16 protein-coding genes and 2 tRNA genes are annotated in these 17114 nt (G+C 59.9%); 12 read left to right on the top strand and 6 right to left on the bottom strand.

The window, feature by feature from the left end; genetic code table 11:
• Positions 1 to 129 precede the first annotated feature (129 nt).
• Positions 130 to 570, bottom strand: coding sequence for an RrF2 family transcriptional regulator (locus AKG12_RS02310; RefSeq protein WP_003520468.1), 441 nt, complete (start codon positions 568 to 570; stop codon positions 130 to 132).
• 204 nt (positions 571 to 774) lie between these two features.
• On the opposite strand from AKG12_RS02310, the gene AKG12_RS02305 reads away from it, so the two are divergent.
• Genes AKG12_RS02305 through cysN form a run of 3 tightly spaced genes read left to right on the top strand, consistent with a single transcriptional unit; the run spans position 775 to position 4020 of the window.
• Positions 775 to 1557: a phosphoadenylyl-sulfate reductase gene (locus tag AKG12_RS02305; RefSeq protein ID WP_197283290.1), complete on the top strand. Its 783-nt coding sequence runs from the start codon at positions 775 to 777 to the stop codon at positions 1555 to 1557.
• A gap of 28 nt (positions 1558 to 1585) precedes the next feature.
• On the top strand, positions 1586 to 2539 hold the full coding sequence (gene cysD / locus AKG12_RS02300; protein WP_052817458.1) for a sulfate adenylyltransferase subunit CysD: 954 nt from the start codon (positions 1586 to 1588) through the stop codon (positions 2537 to 2539).
• On the top strand, positions 2539 to 4020 hold the full coding sequence (gene cysN / locus AKG12_RS02295) for a sulfate adenylyltransferase subunit CysN (RefSeq protein ID WP_052817456.1): 1482 nt from the start codon (positions 2539 to 2541) through the stop codon (positions 4018 to 4020). Before cysD ends, cysN begins: the two co-directional genes overlap by 1 nt.
• A gap of 80 nt (positions 4021 to 4100) precedes the next feature.
• Here cysN and AKG12_RS29075 read toward each other — a convergent pair whose 3' ends face one another.
• Positions 4101 to 4313 carry a hypothetical protein gene (locus AKG12_RS29075; RefSeq protein ID WP_082178658.1) on the bottom strand — a complete coding sequence of 71 codons (213 nt, stop codon included), beginning with the start codon at positions 4311 to 4313 and terminating at the stop codon, positions 4101 to 4103.
• Between the two features lie 187 nt (positions 4314 to 4500).
• On the opposite strand from AKG12_RS29075, the gene AKG12_RS29070 reads away from it, so the two are divergent.
• The gene (locus tag AKG12_RS29070) at positions 4501 to 4722 is read left to right on the top strand and encodes a hypothetical protein (RefSeq protein ID WP_080842219.1); all 222 of its coding nucleotides are present in this window, start codon (positions 4501 to 4503) and stop codon (positions 4720 to 4722) included.
• Positions 4723 to 5039: 317 nt separating this feature from the next.
• On the opposite strand, the gene AKG12_RS02285 is transcribed toward AKG12_RS29070, so the two are convergent.
• A tRNA-Pro gene (locus AKG12_RS02285) sits at positions 5040 to 5116 on the bottom strand.
• Between the two features lie 264 nt (positions 5117 to 5380).
• Here AKG12_RS02285 and AKG12_RS02280 point away from each other — a divergent pair.
• From AKG12_RS02280 to AKG12_RS02260, 4 genes are all read left to right on the top strand, one after another.
• The gene (locus tag AKG12_RS02280; RefSeq protein ID WP_046798543.1) at positions 5381 to 5803 is read left to right on the top strand and encodes a hypothetical protein; all 423 of its coding nucleotides are present in this window, start codon (positions 5381 to 5383) and stop codon (positions 5801 to 5803) included.
• 388 nt (positions 5804 to 6191) lie between these two features.
• Positions 6192 to 7940: a malate dehydrogenase (quinone) gene (mqo, locus tag AKG12_RS02270; protein ID WP_052817451.1), complete on the top strand. Its 1749-nt coding sequence runs from the start codon at positions 6192 to 6194 to the stop codon at positions 7938 to 7940.
• A gap of 306 nt (positions 7941 to 8246) precedes the next feature.
• Complete coding sequence (locus AKG12_RS02265; RefSeq protein WP_052817449.1) at positions 8247 to 8528, top strand: type II toxin-antitoxin system ParD family antitoxin; 282 nt, start codon at positions 8247 to 8249, stop codon at positions 8526 to 8528.
• On the top strand, positions 8518 to 8829 hold the full coding sequence (locus tag AKG12_RS02260) for a type II toxin-antitoxin system RelE/ParE family toxin (protein ID WP_052817447.1): 312 nt from the start codon (positions 8518 to 8520) through the stop codon (positions 8827 to 8829). Before AKG12_RS02265 ends, AKG12_RS02260 begins: the two co-directional genes overlap by 11 nt.
• Before the next feature lie 12 nt (positions 8830 to 8841).
• On the opposite strand, the gene AKG12_RS02255 is transcribed toward AKG12_RS02260, so the two are convergent.
• Positions 8842 to 8916 (bottom strand) — tRNA-Gln (locus AKG12_RS02255).
• 202 nt (positions 8917 to 9118) lie between these two features.
• Between AKG12_RS02255 and AKG12_RS02250 the strand changes: the two genes are divergently transcribed.
• Positions 9119 to 10027 carry an MBL fold metallo-hydrolase gene (locus AKG12_RS02250; RefSeq protein ID WP_052817445.1) on the top strand — a complete coding sequence of 303 codons (909 nt, stop codon included), beginning with the start codon at positions 9119 to 9121 and terminating at the stop codon, positions 10025 to 10027.
• Between the two features lie 252 nt (positions 10028 to 10279).
• On the opposite strand, the gene AKG12_RS02245 is transcribed toward AKG12_RS02250, so the two are convergent.
• Positions 10280 to 11200 carry a DUF1499 domain-containing protein gene (locus AKG12_RS02245; protein WP_052817871.1) on the bottom strand — a complete coding sequence of 307 codons (921 nt, stop codon included), beginning with the start codon at positions 11198 to 11200 and terminating at the stop codon, positions 10280 to 10282.
• A gap of 507 nt (positions 11201 to 11707) precedes the next feature.
• Between AKG12_RS02245 and AKG12_RS02240 the strand changes: the two genes are divergently transcribed.
• The 3 genes from AKG12_RS02240 (at position 11708) to AKG12_RS02230 (ending at position 14251) form a co-directional block, all read left to right on the top strand.
• A complete protein-coding gene (locus AKG12_RS02240) occupies positions 11708 to 13072 on the top strand; it encodes a dicarboxylate/amino acid:cation symporter (RefSeq protein WP_046798538.1) in 1365 nt (454 codons plus the stop codon).
• A gap of 148 nt (positions 13073 to 13220) precedes the next feature.
• On the top strand, positions 13221 to 13814 hold the full coding sequence (locus AKG12_RS02235) for a demethoxyubiquinone hydroxylase family protein (RefSeq protein WP_285277716.1): 594 nt from the start codon (positions 13221 to 13223) through the stop codon (positions 13812 to 13814).
• A gap of 164 nt (positions 13815 to 13978) precedes the next feature.
• A complete protein-coding gene (locus tag AKG12_RS02230; protein WP_052817443.1) occupies positions 13979 to 14251 on the top strand; it encodes a hypothetical protein in 273 nt (90 codons plus the stop codon).
• On the opposite strand, the gene ppdK is transcribed toward AKG12_RS02230, so the two are convergent.
• The gene (gene ppdK / locus AKG12_RS02225; protein WP_046798536.1) at positions 14229 to 16955 is read right to left on the bottom strand and encodes a pyruvate, phosphate dikinase; all 2727 of its coding nucleotides are present in this window, start codon (positions 16953 to 16955) and stop codon (positions 14229 to 14231) included. The two genes, AKG12_RS02230 and ppdK, sit on opposite strands and share 23 nt — an antisense overlap.
• Positions 16956 to 17114: the final 159 nt, after the last annotated feature.

Genomic DNA, 17114 nt, shown 5'->3' with positions numbered 1-17114 from the left:
TTGGGCTGAAGGAGTCGTTTCGCCGCGCAGACGCGCGTCGGCTGGATTCCGGCTCAGGGCCGGAATGACGGACGGGTTGAGGACCCTCGTTGCAAACTCTCGACAGCGAAACGTGAAAAAAGACGAGTGTCAGGCCGTCAAAAGCTCGGGCACTTCGACACCGGCCACCGCATCGGCGATGGTGGTGTTGAAAAGGATGTTGCGCGTCGCATCGGCCACGCGGGCAAAGACGTGGCGTATCTCGCACTGCTTTTCGCCGTCACAATCCTCGCAGCGCCGATAGGCGGTCTGCGACAGGCAGGGCAAGGGGGCAAGCGGCCCGTCGATGAGGCGAAGTACCTCGCCGAAGGTGATATCCGCAGCCGGGCGCGCCAAGAGATAACCGCCCTGCTTGCCGCGCCGGCTTTCGACCAGGCGTTCCTTCTTCATTTCAAGAAGGATCTGTTCGAGGAACTTTTTGGGGATGGCCTGTTCGCGGGCAATGTCGGAAATCTGCACAGGACAGGCACCGTCGGCCTTAGCCAGCGAAAGGAGCGCCCTCAGCGCATATTTTGCCTTCTGCGAAATCATCGTAAAACCAGTAGACCACAAGCCCGGAAACCCGGCAATTCCGGCTTAGCGCAGAAGTTGTCACAATTCAAATCCAAGCTGCGAAGAAGGTGAACGGGTATCTTTTGCTCATACCCCGCACGCCTGAGGCATTTTTGCTCTGAAGTGCAGCGCACAAGCACTGTCATTTCTGTTCGCGGATAAGGATTTCAACAATAATCGGCCATGGAAATCCCGGACGTGACAATGACGATCAATTCAGCAAATGCCTTAGCCGATACCGCTTCCTTCGACGCCACGCTTGCCGGGCTCGATCTGGCGGGTCGGCTTTCGTTTATCGCCGGCCTCGGCGGGCGGGCGGTTTTCACCACCAGCCTCGGCATTGAGGATCAGGTCATCACCGCCGCCATCGGCACGCATCGCCTGCCGATCGATGTCGTAACGTTGGAGACGGGTCGGCTGTTTAAGGAAACCGTCGATCTCATCGATGAAACCGAAGAGCGCTTCGGCATTGAAATCCGTCGCTTCCGGCCCGAACAGGACGATATCGACGCCTATGCCGAAAAATACGGCCTGAACGGTTTTTATGAGAGTGTCGAAGCCCGTCACGCCTGCTGTCATGTCAGAAAGCTGATCCCGCTCGGCAAGGCGCTTGATGGTGCTGCCTTCTGGATCACCGGCCTTCGTCGCGGCCAGTCGGGCAATCGCGCCACGACGCCTTTCGCCGAATTCGACGCCGAGCGTAATCTCATCAAGATCAATCCCCTGGCTGACTGGGATATCGACCTTATCCGCGCGCATGTGCTCAAGGAAAACATCCCCGTCAACCCGTTGCATCAGCGCGGTTACCCCTCCATCGGCTGCGAGCCGTGTACGCGCGCCATCAAGCCCGGCGAGCCTGAGCGCGCCGGACGATGGTGGTGGGAAAACGACGAGAAGCGCGAATGCGGTCTTCACGTCGCCGGTGCGGAGCAAACATCCGCCGTTTCCGCCATCCCGCAACGATAATCATTCAGTACATCTCCCGGAGTTCACAATGTCCAACGCAGTCCACGAGACGGACAGCAAGAATACTGTCGCATCCAAGCCGCCGCTCGATCCCCATCTGAAGGCGCTTGAAAACGAAGCTATTCATATTTTCCGCGAAGTCGCCGCCGAATTCGATAACCCTGTGATGCTTTATTCCATCGGCAAGGATTCATCCGTGCTGCTGCACCTGGCGCGCAAGGCGTTTTTCCCGGGTCGCATTCCCTTCCCGCTGTTGCACGTCAATACCGGCTGGAAGTTCAAGGAAATGATCGAATTCCGCGACAATATCGTCAAGGAATATGATCTCGACCTCATTTCCTACACCAACCCGCGCGGTGCGAGTGAAAACGTCACGCCCTTCTCCCATGGATCGGCGCTTTACACCGACATCATGAAAACAGAAGCGCTGCGTCAGGCGCTGGATGCCGGCCAGTTCGATGCGGCCTTCGGCGGTGCGCGTCGTGACGAGGAGGCGAGCCGCGCCAAGGAACGCATCTATTCCTTCCGCACGCCCGACCACAAATGGGACCCGCGCAACCAGCGCCCGGAACTGTGGAACATCTATAACGGCATGGTCCGCAAGGGCGAAAGCGTGCGTGCCTTCCCGCTTTCCAACTGGACCGAAGTCGACATCTGGCGTTACATCGAAGCGGAAAACATTCCGCTGGTGCCGCTCTATTACGCCGCCGATCGCCCCTATATCGAGCGTGACGGCATGATGATCCTTGCCGAAGACGAGCGGCTGGAACTGTTGCCAGGCGAAGAGATCAAGCACGGCTCGATCCGCTTCCGCACGCTCGGCTGCTTCCCGCTGACCGGCGCGATCCGATCCGAGGCGGCGACGCTTCAGGAGGTCATTGCCGAACTCGAAATCGCCACCGTCTCCGAGCGGCAGGGCCGCGCGATTGACCGCGACCAGTCCGGCTCCATGGAGAAGAAGAAGCGCGAGGGGTATTTCTGATGAGTGCCGCTGCCATCAATCCCCCCTCTTCCGCCACCATCCTGCCGTTTGCCGAACATTCGAAGGCGACACGCGACACGCGTCCGCTGCGCCTCATTACCTGCGGCAGCGTCGATGACGGCAAATCGACCCTGATCGGCCGTCTTCTCTGGGACACCAAGGCCGTCAAGGAAGATCAGGCCGCCACGCTGCACCGCGACAGCGGCAAGCAGAACGATCTCGGCCTGCCCGATTTCGCGTTGCTGCTCGACGGTCTTCAGGCGGAGCGCGAACAGGGCATCACCATCGATGTCGCCTATCGTTATTTCGCCACCGACCGGCGCGCCTTCATCGTTGCCGACACGCCCGGCCATGAACAATATACCCGCAACATGGCGACCGGCGCTTCCACGGCCGATCTCGCCGTGCTTTTGGTCGATGCGCGCACCGGCATTCTGGAACAGACGCGCCGCCACGCCACCATTGCGGCGCTGATGGGCATCCGGCAATTCGTGCTGGCGATCAACAAAATTGACCTGACGAATTACGACAAGGCCGGTTTCGAACTGATCGCCCACGAATTCCGCGAGTTCGCCTCCGATCTCGGCATCAAGCAGATTACCGCCATTCCGATGTCGGCGCTGAAGGGCGAAAATGTCGTTCTCTCCGGCAAGGCCTCCATGCCCTGGTATGAAGGTCCGACGCTGGTGGAGACGCTGGAGCTCGCCACCGTTCGCTCCGCGCAGTCCGGCGGCTTCCGCCTGCCGGTACAGCGTGTCTCGCGTCCCGGTGAGAGCTTCCGTGGTTATCAGGGCACGGTTGCCGGCGGTTCGGTGAAGCCGGGCGATAGCGTCGTGGTTTTGCCTTCTGGCATGGTCGCCAATGTCAAGCAGATCGTCACCTTCGATCTGGTACGCAACGCCGCCGTCGCGGGTGATGCCGTCACCCTCGTGCTCGACCGTCAGGTGGATGTCTCGCGCGGCGACATGATCGTCTCCATCGAGGCGCAGCCGCAGACAGGCCTTGCCTTCGACGCACAGATCGTGGCCTTGCAGCCGGGCGGCATCGAGGCGGGAAAACGCTACTGGCTGAAAAGCGGCAGCCGCCGCCAGCGCGTCAGCGTGCAACCGATCAGCCAGCTGAACCTCAAGGAAGGCGAATGGCAGGCGCATGAGACGTCGCTGCCGATGAACGCCATCGGCAAGGTGCGGCTCTCCTTCGACGAGACGGCAATTTTCGATGCCTATGAACAGAACCGGGCAACCGGCTCCTTCATCCTGATCGACCCCGACACCAACAACACGGTTGCGGGCGGCATGATCGCCGGCAAGCGCAGCGTTGGTGCGGCGGAAGAAAAGGGCGACCGGGTCATCCTCTCGCTGCCCGCCGATCTTGCCGAAAAGCTGCTGGCGAGCGAGTTGCTGGCCAGACACCGCGACGAGATCGACATTCGCCGCACCGATGTGGCGACCGCCTCAAGGCTGATCGGCGATCTGGACTGAGAAAATTTCCGATACAAACAAAAAGGCGACCGCAGTGCGGTCGCCTTTTTTCGTTGCGGGCCATAGGTGCGAGGCGCCGCTTAAAATACAAACATATAAAGCAGAATGATCACCACAACCGGAACGCCCATAGCCCACAGTGCAATACCCTTTAGCATATTATCCTCCATTGTTATTGTGAATGGATAACGGCTGAAGTGCGGTTGCGTTCCCTGCTGCTGAGCCGACAATGGCTTCATCGCAGTCAATAAGCACGTGAAGGCAGGCGGAACCGGGAAGACGGCAAGCGCCATTGCACCCCGCCACATTGGCGCTGAAGCCTGCGCCGTCACCCATCGCGCAACCACGACCTGTTCGCTGTTCGCAGGGAAACCCGTGGAACCGCGTTCAGGCCCGGTTAATGGCCGACACGTCACTCTCTCAACAATGGAACTACGTACTCCAGCGCACGTTGGGGTCCGTCATTGGGAGATTAAGATCATGAAAATTTTGACTGCAGCGATCTGTCTTGTTTCGGTCGGCATCCTGAGCGGCTGTGTTGACGATCGGGGATACCGTAGCGGCGGATACTATACGACAGGCGTATACTACCGCTCCTATGACCGCGATCGCCACTACCGCGACTACGATCGTCGCGACTGGCGCGACCGGAGGGATTGGCGTGATCGTCGGGACTGGCGTGGTGACCACCGCTACCGCTGATAATGGTCGACTGGACCTACATCAGGCCGATTATTTCTGGAACTGGTGATGGGATGGTTTGACAGACGTCCGGCGCGCGGCCGTTGTTTGCTTTTCTCATTCTCGCGCTGACGAGAATGAGAAACTCACTACTCTTATAGTCGCTAATGTGGAGACTATGGACGGCACAACTGGGCGTCGAACCCGCGCAGTAGGCGACCGCATTCTAACCGGCCAGGGTTTTAAACGGTCCGGCTTTGATACGAGACTTTAGATTCAGGGATTTTCAGGAAATATCGGGATCAGTTGCAAGCCATCGTGAATGTGAGGCTTTTAGCTGGTCGGAGTGAGAGGATTCGAACCTCCGACCCCCACGTCCCGAACGTGGTGCGCTACCAGACTGCGCTACACTCCGTGACCAGCGGCGCTTCTATAGACCAGCCTCCAGCATTCGACAAGCGGCATATTGCATTTTTTATGACAAGTTTTCTCCCTGCAGCGAGGCAGCCTCGCCAACCGCTTGCGGCAAAGGGCGCAGGGCTGAAAAACGTTACAAAAAAGCAATTGTGGCAGGAAATTTTCGTCAAGCCGCATACCTCCCCTGCCCGCCGCCGCCAAATCTGCTAGGGGAACGGAATGACCGGCGGGATGCCGGACACGGCACAAAGGACATTTCACCATGCTATTTCGCAGCATAACGCTCGCAGGGCTCGCCATTGCGCTCTCCGCCTGCACGACATCGGAAGGCTCCTCCGTCCCTTCCTTCACCCAGAAGAGCCCCGTTGAAACACGGTGGGTCGGTCAGTCGGCAGGCATTTTCTTCGCAAAATTCGGCCCACCGCTGAGCGACACGGAATCCGGCAGCTCCACCGTCTATAACTGGCGCGGCGGTTACAAGAAGGCCACCATTCCGGCCAGGTTCGAAGAAGGCAAGGACGGCAAGAAGGGTCGCCAGATTTCGCCCGCCCGCACCGCCTCGCTCTCCTGCACGGTGCAGCTGGTCGTTTCCAGCAATTATACGATCACCTCGGTGCGCACGGTCTCCGACCGCCCCGGCGTCAACGGCCCCAGCTACTGCGCGGAATTCCTCGCCGCGAACTAAGGTTCGCCCCGGAAACCGGACGAACAAGGCCCGCCCGAAACGGCGGGCCTTTTCACTTTTTCGGGATTATTGTCATTTTCCTGAAAAAACTTTCGCCTAAAATCACAAGGCCCGTTCCATTGCGCCATGCACGCACGGGATTGTGGGCCGTTGCGCAATATTCGGCCCACAGAGCACTTTCAACCGTTTGAAAGCCCTGCCTGATCTTCGCATTCATAAAACTGACAATCCGCAAGACCGGAAAAAGCGCTATTGCGACCATATATCCCGACGAGCCAGCTGCAAAAACGCTTGAACTGGAGTGAAAAAGTCCGGGTTGTGCCGCTTTGCGCTTTGCTATAACGGGGCGGACGGGAGGAGTGTTTTTAACACAAAACAAGAATCAGGTATGGCCGTGACTCCCATCGATCAAGACAAATCCCAGCTCACTGATCTTTCCCAGGATACCTCCCTTTCCCAAGCATTTCCCCCCGGCGTGCTTCCAATGAACCGCCGTCAGGTTCTGGGTGGCGCGCTTGCCGGGATTGCCGCAGCGGCGCTGCCCTCTTCTCCACTTCTCGCCAGCACGACCGCCAAGAAGGTCGACGTGCTTTTGATCGGCGGCGGCATCATGAGCGCGACGCTCGGTGTATGGCTGCGCGAACTCGAGCCCACCTGGTCGATGCAGATGCTGGAGCGGCTGGATGGCGTGGCGCTTGAAAGCTCCAACGGCTGGAACAATGCCGGCACCGGACATTCCGCGCTGGCGGAACTCAACTACACGCCGGAAGACGACAACGGCAACATCAAGATCGCCCAGGCCATCAACATCAACGAATCCTTCCAGATTTCCCGGCAGTTCTGGGCTTGGCAGGTGAAGAACGGTGTTTTGAAGAACCCGCGATCCTTCATCAACCACACGCCGCATATGAGCTTCGTCTGGGGTGATGAAAACGTCGCCTATCTGGAAAAGCGCTATCAGGCGCTCAAAACCAGCCCGCTTTTCGCCGGCATGGAATATTCCAGCGACCCCGAGCAGATCAAGAAGTGGGTGCCGCTGATGATGGAAGGCCGCGATCCTTCCCAGAAGATCGGCGCGACCTGGTCGCCGCTCGGCACCGACATGGAATTCGGCGAAATCACCCGGCAATTCGTGTCGCATCTGCAGGGCGACCAGAATTTCGACCTTCAGGTCAACAGCGAGGTTTCCGACATTCAGCGCAATGCCGATGGCAGCTGGCGCGTGACCTATACCAACACCAAGACCGATGCCGAACAGGTGGTGGATGCGAAATTCGTGTTCATCGGCGCCGGCGGCGGCGCGCTGCATCTGTTGCAGATGTCCGGTATTCCGGAAGCGGACGATTATGCCGGCTTCCCGGTGGGCGGTTCGTTCCTCATCAACGAGAACCCTGACGTGACGATGCAGCATCTGGCCAAGGCCTATGGCAAGGCCTCGGTCGGCTCGCCGCCGATGTCGGTTCCGCATCTCGATACGCGCGTGCTGGGCGGCAAGCGCGTCATCCTGTTTGGACCTTTCGCCACCTTCTCCACCAAGTTCCTGAAGGAAGGCTCCTATTTCGATCTCGTCTCCTCGGTCACAACAAGCAATGCCTGGCCGATGGTGCGGGTGGGCATCGATGAATATCCGCTGGTGGAATATCTCGCTGGCCAGCTGATGATGTCGGATGACGACCGTTTTGCCGCGCTGAAGGAATATTTCCCGAATGCCAAGCAGGGCGAATGGCGCCTGTGGCAGGCCGGCCAGCGCGTGCAGATCATCAAGCGCGACGAAGAAAAGGGCGGCGTGCTGCGGCTCGGCACCGAAGTCGTCGCCGCACAGGACGGCAGCATCGCCGGCCTGCTCGGCGCTTCGCCGGGCGCCTCCACGGCCGCGCCGATCATGCTCAGCGTTCTGGAAAAGGTGTTCAAGGACAAGGTGGCGACGCCGGAATGGCAGGCCAAGATCCGCCAGATCGTGCCGAGCTACGGCACCAAGCTGAATGACAACCCGGAAAAGGTGCGTGAGGAATGGGCCTACACCGCCGAACACCTGCAGCTGCCCACCCCGCCGCAGATCGACCTTGAGGCGCTGAAGGGTGCCGGTGCGGCACCTGCGGGTGCACCGGTGAAGAAGGTGCCGGATATCGCGCTTTAAGGCTTGGCTGCGATTTTAAGATTCGACGCCGCGTGTCTTTGGATGCGCGGCGTTTTTTGTTGATGCGCGCCTTCCTCCGCACTCGACGTCCTCCTCGGGCTTGACCCGAGGATCCATTAACTTCAACGGATCGTGGATCCTCGGGTCAAGCCCGAGGAGGACGGAGGACAGGTTTTCGCGCTTAACAGTATCCTAGGTTATAGCGTAGCGTGGTAAGCCGACCATCATCGGATATACCGCCACCGAAATATCTGGCCCCCAAACATACTCGGTGGTAATAATTCCCACCAGATGATGGAGATAACCATGGCCAACGTGGAAAAGATCAGCGTTTCGATGACGCCCCAGCACGCCGAAATCTTGCGTGACGCCGTGGAGAGCGGCGCTTATGCCAGCAGCAGCGAAGTCATCCGTGAAGCGATGCGAGACTGGTCGGCAAAATGGGTTCAGCGACGCGGCGACATCGCCAAGCTGCGCGCATTGTGGGCCGAGGGCAAAGCCAGCGGCAATTCAACCGAAGTGGATTTTGACGAGGCGCTCAATGAAGCGCGTGCAGAACTGGCCTCGTTGAAAAATCGTGACCACTAAGCTTGTCTGGACGCCCCGCGCACGCAGCGATGTGAAGAAAATCTATATCGACATTGGCAAATCACAGCCCCTTGCCGCAGAACGATATTTCGCTTCTTTCCGCGCCAAAGCGGAGCGCCTGGTCGCCCATCCTCACCTTGGCGAGCGCCACCCGGAAATTTTTCCATCTGCCCGTATGCTCGTCGAAGCGCCTTATGTCATTCTCTACGAAACCGTGCCGGATACCGATGGCGGCGAAATATGTTCCGTGGAAATCGTTCGCGTGATCGATGGTCGCCGGGACCTGCGCACGTTGTTCTGACTTTGGAAGAGATGGCTGGGGCGCCAGGATTCGAACCTGGGAATGCCGGTACCAAAAACCGGTGCCTTACCGCTTGGCGACGCCCCAACAGGGCAGCGAAGGCGAAACGCCGCTGCCTGAACCGCGCCTGATTATCAAAGCCTGCCCGGCCCGGCAATGACCCGGCGACTTATTTTTTCACAAAATCCAAGCTTTTTGGATGCCGTGCCAGAGATGGCATGTTAGGGCTTGGCGATGGCGCGGTTGAGGCCGTGGCTCAAGCTGGCATGGCATTTTTCAGGAGGTCTCGATGGCGGACCCGGCATTCGATCTCGATTTTAAGCCGGCCTATGGTGAGGCGGTTGCTGTCGCCCCGCTGATCCAGCGCCTCACCGTCAACAACCCTTCCGCCTTCACCTTCCATGGCACCAATTCCTATATCGTCGGCGACCGTTCCGTCGCCGTCATCGATCCCGGTCCGGAGGATGAGGCGCATTTTCGGGCGCTGATGGCGGCGCTCGAAGGCCGCGAGGTGACACATATCTTCGTCAGCCACACTCATCGCGATCACTCGCCGCTTGCCCGGCGGCTGAAGGAGACAACCGGGGCGCTGACGGTGGCCGAAGGCCCGCACCGGGCCGCCCGGCCGCTGCATGTGGGCGAGACCAACCCCTTTGCCGAAAGTTCCGATACGGCTTTTGCGCCGGATATCGCACTTGGCGACGGGCAGAGCCTTTCCGGCGACGGCTGGACGCTTACCGCGCTGCATACACCGGGCCACACCGCCAATCACGCCGCCTTCGCGCTCGATGGCAGCGGCATCGTCTTTTCCGCCGATCACGTCATGGCCTGGGCCACCACCATCGTCGCACCGCCGGATGGGGCAATGAGCGATTACATGGCCTCGCTGGAGCGGCTGCTCACCCGCGACGACCGGCTGTTCCTGCCCGGCCATGGCGGCCCGGTCACCGATCCCGCCGCCTTCATGCGCGGGCTTCGCGCCCACCGCCGCATGCGGGAAAAGGCGGTTCTGAAACGCATCCGCGACGGCGACCGGTTTATCGCCGATATGGTGAAGGTGATTTATGCCAGCACCGACAAGCGCCTGCATGGGGCGGCCGCACTTTCCGTGCTGGCGCATATCGAAGACCTGATCGAAAAGGGCGAAGTGCGGACGGACGGTGCGCCTTCGCTCTCGGGTGAGTATTTTCCGGCGTAGTCGGGGTTTTGAAGCGCGCGATTTTCAAATCTTGCTATCGCCTGAGCCACCGCTGTCCTGTTGATGGAGCGAGCGACTGACGCTTGTTTCTTCTCCCCGAGGGGGAGAAGGTCGCGGCAGCGGGATGAGGGGGCAAGGTCAGAGATAAACCGAGAGGTTGCCCCCTCATCCGACCCTTCGGGCCACCTTCTCCCCGGCGGGGAGAAGAAACCAAGCCGCAGCGCCATGCGCTACCTCACGCCAAAAAACACCTCAGTTATCGTTCAACCCCTGCATTTCCGCATCCAGCGCATCGAGATAGGCCTCGGCGATGGCAGCTCCCATGCCGAGATCGTGCGGGGCGTAGCGCGAGGCGACGCGGACATCGACGATGGTGGTTTCCGCCTCTTCCTTGAGGCGGATGAGAATATCGAAACGCAGGCCCCAGATGCGCGTGCGCGTTTCGCCCTGCATCAGCACCACACCGCTGCCGTTAAAGAAAGTGGGCTGCGGTGCCTCGGCCGGTCGGGCCGTGGGCACCGGCACGATGGAGGGCAGGTCTTCGACAGGCCCCTCTTCAGCCGGCGGCGTCTTGTCCTGTTCGGGAATGCCGGTGGAGGGTGCTTCCTCCGCGCCGATGACGCCTCTCGTGTGGGTGATACGGATATTCTGGGCGGCGGCCATCTTCTTGGCGGCCGCATAGATGCGGTCGATCGCGCCTTCATAACGGCGGCCGGCGAGGCTGGCATAGGCAATCGCCTGCGCGTCCCGGTCCTCTTTTGCCACCATGGCGGGCCTTGCCAGCCATTGCTGGTTCGCCACCGGCACCACCAGCCATTCCGGCACGTCGGTCAGATCGGTCGAGATGTCGTAAATCTTCGGCTGCTGCCAATAAAGATATGCGCCGTAACCGACCACACCGAGCGGCAGGGCCGATAGAAGAAGAGCGGCAAGCGCTGAAAGCCCGCCCCGCGCGCCCCTTGTCCACAGCCGCTCAAGGCCGATCAGCGCCAGAAGCACCGCCATCAGCGCAATGCCGGCGGCAATCATCAGCAACCCCACGAGGTCAGGCGTCGTCAGCGGCCCGAAACGGTGGATACCGGCGGCGATGAGAAAAAGCGCCAGCGCCACTAGTGCGAGATAGCGGGAAAGATAGGCTGCAACCGAAAAAGGCCGGACGAAACGCACAGTCATGGAAGCGGATATCCGTATGATCGCATTGGCGTAAAAGCGTTGCACCCGAAATCTGGCAAGGGAATCACCTGCATATGATGTCATAGACCGGATTTGCGGCGAGGAAAACAAAGGAGGCGGCCGATCCGTACGCTAAAGCATGCGAATCTCTCCGTCATGCCGGACCTGATGCGGCATCCAGACCGCGCGTCTGCGCCGTTAAGAATGAGTCTTTTGCGATCAAGGACTTGATCGCGCTAGACCCCGGATCAGGTCCGGGGTGACGGCGTATGAGGCTACGACACTGCCAAACTACAGGTTCCAGGCCTCCGACGTCAGAGGCGACGAAGAAGTGGAACATTTTTCCGTATTATCTCACCTTAAGAGAATAATTCCCCGACAATGCAACAAATACGCAAGCTCATCCCTTAATTGCTGAGGAAATCGGCGTATCCTCGGCGACCTCCCTCGAGAATGCGTGTAAAAAGTGCAACATTCTCGTTTTCTTGCACAATAAAGAGACATGTCATGTCACAGGCAACGACGTCCGCCGGCCCCTCCGGGCCTAAACCCTTTTATCGCAATTTCGGCTTTCAGGTTCTGATCGCCATGGTTATCGGCCTGCTGCTCGGGCTTCTTGCGCGCAACATCGGTCCCGATGCTGCCGGCAGCCCGAACGGGCTTTCGGTGACGCTGCAGACCATCGGCAGCATTTTCGTGCAGCTCCTGCGCGCGCTGGTACCGCCGCTGATCTTCACGGCCATCGTCGCCTCCATCGCCAATCTCAAGAACCTTTCCAATGCGGCAAAGCTGGTATGGCAGACACTTTTGTGGTTCGCCATCACTGCGCTCATCGCCGTGGTCATCGGCATCGTGCTCGGCCTCGTCATTCAGCCGGGCGTCAACACGGCGATTGCCAATACGGCTGCGGCAGCGCCGTCCTCCACCGGTTCGTGGCTGGACTTCCTCAAGGGCCTCGTTCCTGCCAACGTCTTCGGCCTCGAAGCGTCTACCAAAATCAACAACGGTTCCGGCAGCACCTCGCTGAACTTCAACGTGCTGCAGCTGCTCGTAGTATCGATTGCCTTTGGTGTTGCGGCACTGAAAGCCGGCAAGGCGGCGGAGCCGTTCCTCGCCTTCAACCAGTCGCTGCTCGCCATCGTGCGTAAAATCCTCTGGTGGGTCATCCGCCTCACCCCGATCGGCACGATCGGCCTGCTCGGCCGTGCGGTCGATCAATATGGCTGGACGACGCTGTCGCAGCTCGGCTGGTATGCGGCGGCCGTCTATATCGGTCTGGCGCTGGTGCTCTTTGTGGTTTATCCGGCGCTGCTGATCGCCCATGGCCTGAAACCCTCGCGTTTCTTTGCCGGCGCATGGCCGGCCATCCAGCTCGCTTTCGTGTCGCGTTCCTCCATCGGCACGCTTCCCGTTACCGAAACCGTGACGGAAAAGAGCCTGGGTGTGCCGCGCGAATATGCCGCCTTCTCCGTGCCGCTCGGCGCCACCACCAAGATGGACGGCTGCGCCGCCATCTATCCGGCGATTTCGGCGATCTTCATCGCACAGTTCTTCCAGGTGCCGCTCGGCATTCAGGAATATGTGCTGATCGTTTTCGTCTCGGTGCTCGGTTCCGCCGCAACGGCAGGTCTCACGGGCGCAGTGGTGATGCTGACGCTGACGCTTTCGACGCTCGGACTGCCGCTCGAAGGCGTGGGCCTGCTGCTTGCCATCGACCCGATCCTCGACATGGGCCGCACGGCGGTCAATGTCGCCGGTCAGGCGCTGGTGCCCACCATCGTCGCCAAGCGCGAAGGCATTCTCAATGAGGCGGTTTACAACAACGCCAAGGATATCGACGCGCTCGATGACCGTGAAGTAGCGCCGGCCTGACTGCGATAATCGTGGGGTGTTTCCGGTAAAACCGGAAACACCCCAGGTCGATTTCTGCTGTCACAAATAGTATCAAAACCGCCTCCCATGGCGCTTATAAAATCTGCTGCATTCAGCTGGAATGGAACGCGCTTTGGAAATGCTTCGAATGTCCCGCGGTCTCGGCAAACACGACCCAGCTCTTACCGTTCGGCGTATTCTCAAGGTCAATCACGCCGGTGAATTTGGCGCTATTCGTATCTACGGAGCGCAGATATGGATGGCTCGCCGGCTGTTTCCGGAGATCGTGCCCGCTCTTCAGGAAATGCGGGAAGACGAAATTGATCATTGCCGCCGGTTCCGGGACGCCATGCCAGCCAGAAAAGCGAAACCTTGTCGCGTAATGGCATTTTGGAGCCTTGGAGGTCTCGTTCTCGGTTTTCTGACCGCGCTCGGCGGACGCAACATGGTCTGGATTTGCACCGAAGCTGTTGAAAGCACCGTTCACCGCCATCTGGGAGATCAATTGGCCTTCCTGCAAACAAGAGATCCCGAGCTTCACGGGCTTATCGCTTCAATTCAAGAACAGGAATTGGCCCATCTGCAGGAAGCCGAGAAAAACCAGACGACGCGCGGTTTGGGCCACAGGCTTCTGCTGCCGATTATCGGCTTTCTCACCGATCTGATGATCTGGCTCTCGACATGGAGGGATTCGAGCTGGATGCGCGCTGAAATGGCGAGATCCAGACAGTCTGGACGATAAGCGCCGTTGCTGGATACCGACTAAGGGCCCGACATGACGGTAGAGAGGTTCTCGTTCCAAACGCAACTTTCCGCGCCAACGCGGCTTTTCCCCGTATGAAAACAGGCGTATCAATCGCGGCAATAAAAGTGCCGTACGGCTGTCATGTTCAAGGGAGAAACAAGATGCGTGTTTCCATCGTCTTCGGTGCGCTTGCCACTATGCTGGCGCTCACCGCCTGCCAGACGCTGACGCCGGAAGAGCGACGGGCGCGGGACGAGGCGACATGCCGGGGTTATGGTTTCCGCCCCGGCACAGACCCGATGGCGGGTTGCCTTCTCGATCTGGAAATGGACCGCCGCGCCGATAACCGCGCCTGGCAGGCGCAGATGAACCGCGACATGTTCTACCGGCCGGTCGTCGTCGAGCGTCAGATCATCGTCCGACAGAACCCCTGACGGGAATAAACGCGACATTGCTTGCCACCTGCCCCTCCTTTGCCCGCGCAGCAAGCGTTGCCTGCGCGGCGGCAAGGCGGGCGATGGGCACGCGGAAGGGTGAACAGGACACGTAATCGAGATCGGCATCCTCGCAGAAATGAATGGAGGCCGGATCGCCGCCATGTTCACCGCAGATGCCGAGCTTCAGTTCCGGCCGCGTCTGGCGGCCACGTTCGGCGGCAATACGGATCAACTCCCCCACACCGTCGAAATCGAGCGAGATGAACGGATCACGTTCGATGATGCCCTTGCGCTGATAGGTATTGATGAAGCGCGCCGCATCGTCGCGGGAAATGCCGAAGGTCGTCTGCGTCAAATCGTTGGTGCCGAAGGAGAAAAACTCCGCGGCTTCGGCGATGACATGGGCGCGCAATGCTGCGCGCGGCAACTCGATCATGGTGCCGGTCAGATATTCGAGCGTCATGCCGGTTTCTTCCGCCACGGCGGCAGCAACGCGATCGATAACCTCGGTAACATAATCCAGCTCCGATCGCAGGCCGACCAGCGGCACCATGATCTCAGGCACAACGGGCGCGCCGGTGATGCGCGCCGCCTCAACGGCGGCTTCGAAAATGGCGCGGGCCTGCATTTCGGCGATCTCGGGATAAGAAATGGCGAGACGGCAGCCGCGATGGCCGAGCATGGGGTTAAATTCGTGCAGCGCATCCAGCCGCTGGCGGAACACGGTCTGCGGCATGCCCATGGCGGCCGCCACCTCGACGATCTCGCCATCGGTCTTCGGCAGAAATTCATGCAGCGGCGGATCCAGCAGACGGATCGTCACTGGCAGGCCATGCATGATCTGGAACAGTTCGGTGAAATCCGAACGCTGCATCGGCAAAAGCTCATCGAGCGCTGCCCGCCTGCCCTTTTCGCTTTCGGCAAGGATCATCTCGCGCATCACATGGATACGGTCGCCCTCGAAGAACATATGTTCGGTGCGGCAGAGGCCGATGCCTTCGGCACCGAAGGCGCGGGCGGCGCGGGCGTCGGCCGGGGTATCGGCATTTGTACGCACGGTCATGCGGCGCAGATTGTCGGCCCAGACCATCAGCTTACCGAAGTCGCCTGACAGTTCCGGCTGCGTCATCGGCACTTCGCCCTTCAGCACCCGGCCGGAAGAGCCATCGATGGTGATGATATCGCCGCGCTTGAGCATACAGCCGACGCCGATCAGCACCTTGTTGCGCATGTCGACACGCATGGAGCCGGCACCGGTAACGCAAGGGATACCCATGCCGCGCGCCACCACCGCGGCGTGGCTGGTCATGCCGCCACGCGTCGTCAGAATGCCTTCGGCGGCATGCATGCCGTGAATATCTTCCGGGCTGGTTTCGATGCGCACCAGAATGACGCGGCGACCTTCGGCTTCCGCCGCAACCGCTTCTTCCGAGGTGAAGACGATCTCACCCGTCGCCGCTCCCGGAGAGGCCGGCAGGCCGGAACCGATGATGGGGCGGGAAATGCCCGGATCAATTGTCGGGTGCAACAGCTGGTCGAGCGATGAGGGCTCGATGCGGCAGACGGCCTCCTCCTGCGAAATCAGCCCCGCTTCCACCATATCGACGGCAATCTTCATGGCGGCGCGGGTGGTGCGTTTGCCGGAACGGGTCTGCAACATCCAGAGCTTGCCGCGCTCGATGGTGAATTCCAGATCCTGCATGTCGCGATAATGGTTTTCCAATCGATTGCAGATGGCCAGGAACTCACTGAACGCCTCCGGCATCAGCTTTTCCATTGAGGGCTTGTCGGAACCCGACGCCAGCCGCGCCGCCTCGGTGATGGATTGCGGCGTGCGGATGCCGGCCACCACATCTTCCCCTTGAGCATTGACGAGGAATTCGCCGTAAAGCTCCGCCTCGCCGGTAGAGGGATTGCGGGTGAAGGCGACGCCGGTTGCCGAGGACGAGCCGAGATTGCCGAAAACCATGGCCTGCACGTTGACCGCCGTGCCCCAATCGCCCGGAATATTGTGCAGGTGGCGGTAGGTTACGGCGCGGTGGTTGGTCCAGCTGGCGAAGACGGCGCCAATCGCACCCCAGAGCTGGACATGACAGTCCTGCGGGAAGGCTTCGCCCAGCTCATCTTCGATCAGCTTCTTGTAAAGCGAAACGACGTGCTGCCATTCGACCGCCGACATGTCGGTATCGTATTCGTGGCCGAGCCGGCCTTTCTCGTCCTCGAGAATTTCCTCGAATAATTCGTGGTCGAGGCCCATGACCACATCGGCATACATCTGGATGAAGCGACGGTAGCTGTCCCAGGCAAAACGGGCGTCGCCGGCATCGTGGCCCAGCGCCTCGACGGTGCGATCATTGAGGCCGAGGTTCAGGACCGTATCCATCATGCCCGGCATGGAGGCGCGCGCGCCGGAGCGGACGGAGATGAGCAACGGCGAATGGCTGCCGCCGAAGGTCTTGCCCGTCACGGTTTCCATGCCGTGCAGGCCGGCCATGACTTGAAGCTTCAATTCCTCGGGAAGATCACGTCCGTTCTTGTGATAGAGGGCGCAGGCATCGGTTATGATGGTGAGGCCGGGGGGAACGGGTAGGCCGAGACTTGCCATTTCGGCAAGGTTCGCGCCCTTGCCGCCCAATATTGCAACGTCACCTGCCCTGCCTTCGGCAGCACCATTGCCGAAGGTATAAACCCATTTTTTCATTCCACGCTCTCCACCCAGAAGCGTTGTCATTTTTCTATCATCTACAGCATTGCCAGCGTGTTGGAAACGCCGCAACGTACAGTTTACATCGCAGTGCAGCATAATTGCGGCGAATTGCGCGCCAGAATTGCCGCAAACACAAAATAACAGCAGGACTGA

The sequence above is a fragment of the Agrobacterium sp. SUL3 genome (assembly GCF_001263295.1).
Classification (GTDB): Bacteria; Pseudomonadota; Alphaproteobacteria; order Rhizobiales; family Rhizobiaceae; genus Agrobacterium; species Agrobacterium tomkonis.
Note: the sequence above shows the minus strand (reverse complement) of the source record. Positions and strands in the feature narration are given on the sequence as shown.

Bases quoted from the DNA above. Each gene is read 5' to 3' on its own strand.
- AKG12_RS29070 (WP_080842219.1), top strand. From the start codon at position 4,501: ATGAAAATTTTGACTGCAGCGATCTGTCTTGTTTCGGTCGGCATCCTG.
- cysD (WP_052817458.1), top strand. From the start codon at position 1,586: ATGTCCAACGCAGTCCACGAGACGGACAGCAAGAATACTGTCGCATCC.
- AKG12_RS02310 (WP_003520468.1), bottom strand. From the start codon at position 570: ATGATTTCGCAGAAGGCAAAATATGCGCTGAGGGCGCTCCTTTCGCTG.
- AKG12_RS02235 (WP_285277716.1), top strand. From the start codon at position 13,221: ATGTCCCGCGGTCTCGGCAAACACGACCCAGCTCTTACCGTTCGGCGT.
- AKG12_RS02280 (WP_046798543.1), top strand. From the start codon at position 5,381: ATGCTATTTCGCAGCATAACGCTCGCAGGGCTCGCCATTGCGCTCTCC.
- AKG12_RS02245 (WP_052817871.1), bottom strand. From the start codon at position 11,200: ATGACTGTGCGTTTCGTCCGGCCTTTTTCGGTTGCAGCCTATCTTTCC.
- mqo (WP_052817451.1), top strand. From the start codon at position 6,192: ATGGCCGTGACTCCCATCGATCAAGACAAATCCCAGCTCACTGATCTT.
- ppdK (WP_046798536.1), bottom strand. From the start codon at position 16,955: ATGAAAAAATGGGTTTATACCTTCGGCAATGGTGCTGCCGAAGGCAGG.
- AKG12_RS29075 (WP_082178658.1), bottom strand. From the start codon at position 4,313: ATGGCGCTTGCCGTCTTCCCGGTTCCGCCTGCCTTCACGTGCTTATTG.
- AKG12_RS02240 (WP_046798538.1), top strand. From the start codon at position 11,708: ATGTCACAGGCAACGACGTCCGCCGGCCCCTCCGGGCCTAAACCCTTT.
- AKG12_RS02230 (WP_052817443.1), top strand. From the start codon at position 13,979: ATGCGTGTTTCCATCGTCTTCGGTGCGCTTGCCACTATGCTGGCGCTC.
- AKG12_RS02305 (WP_197283290.1), top strand. From the start codon at position 775: ATGGAAATCCCGGACGTGACAATGACGATCAATTCAGCAAATGCCTTA.
- cysN (WP_052817456.1), top strand. From the start codon at position 2,539: ATGAGTGCCGCTGCCATCAATCCCCCCTCTTCCGCCACCATCCTGCCG.
- AKG12_RS02265 (WP_052817449.1), top strand. From the start codon at position 8,247: ATGGCCAACGTGGAAAAGATCAGCGTTTCGATGACGCCCCAGCACGCC.
- AKG12_RS02250 (WP_052817445.1), top strand. From the start codon at position 9,119: ATGGCGGACCCGGCATTCGATCTCGATTTTAAGCCGGCCTATGGTGAG.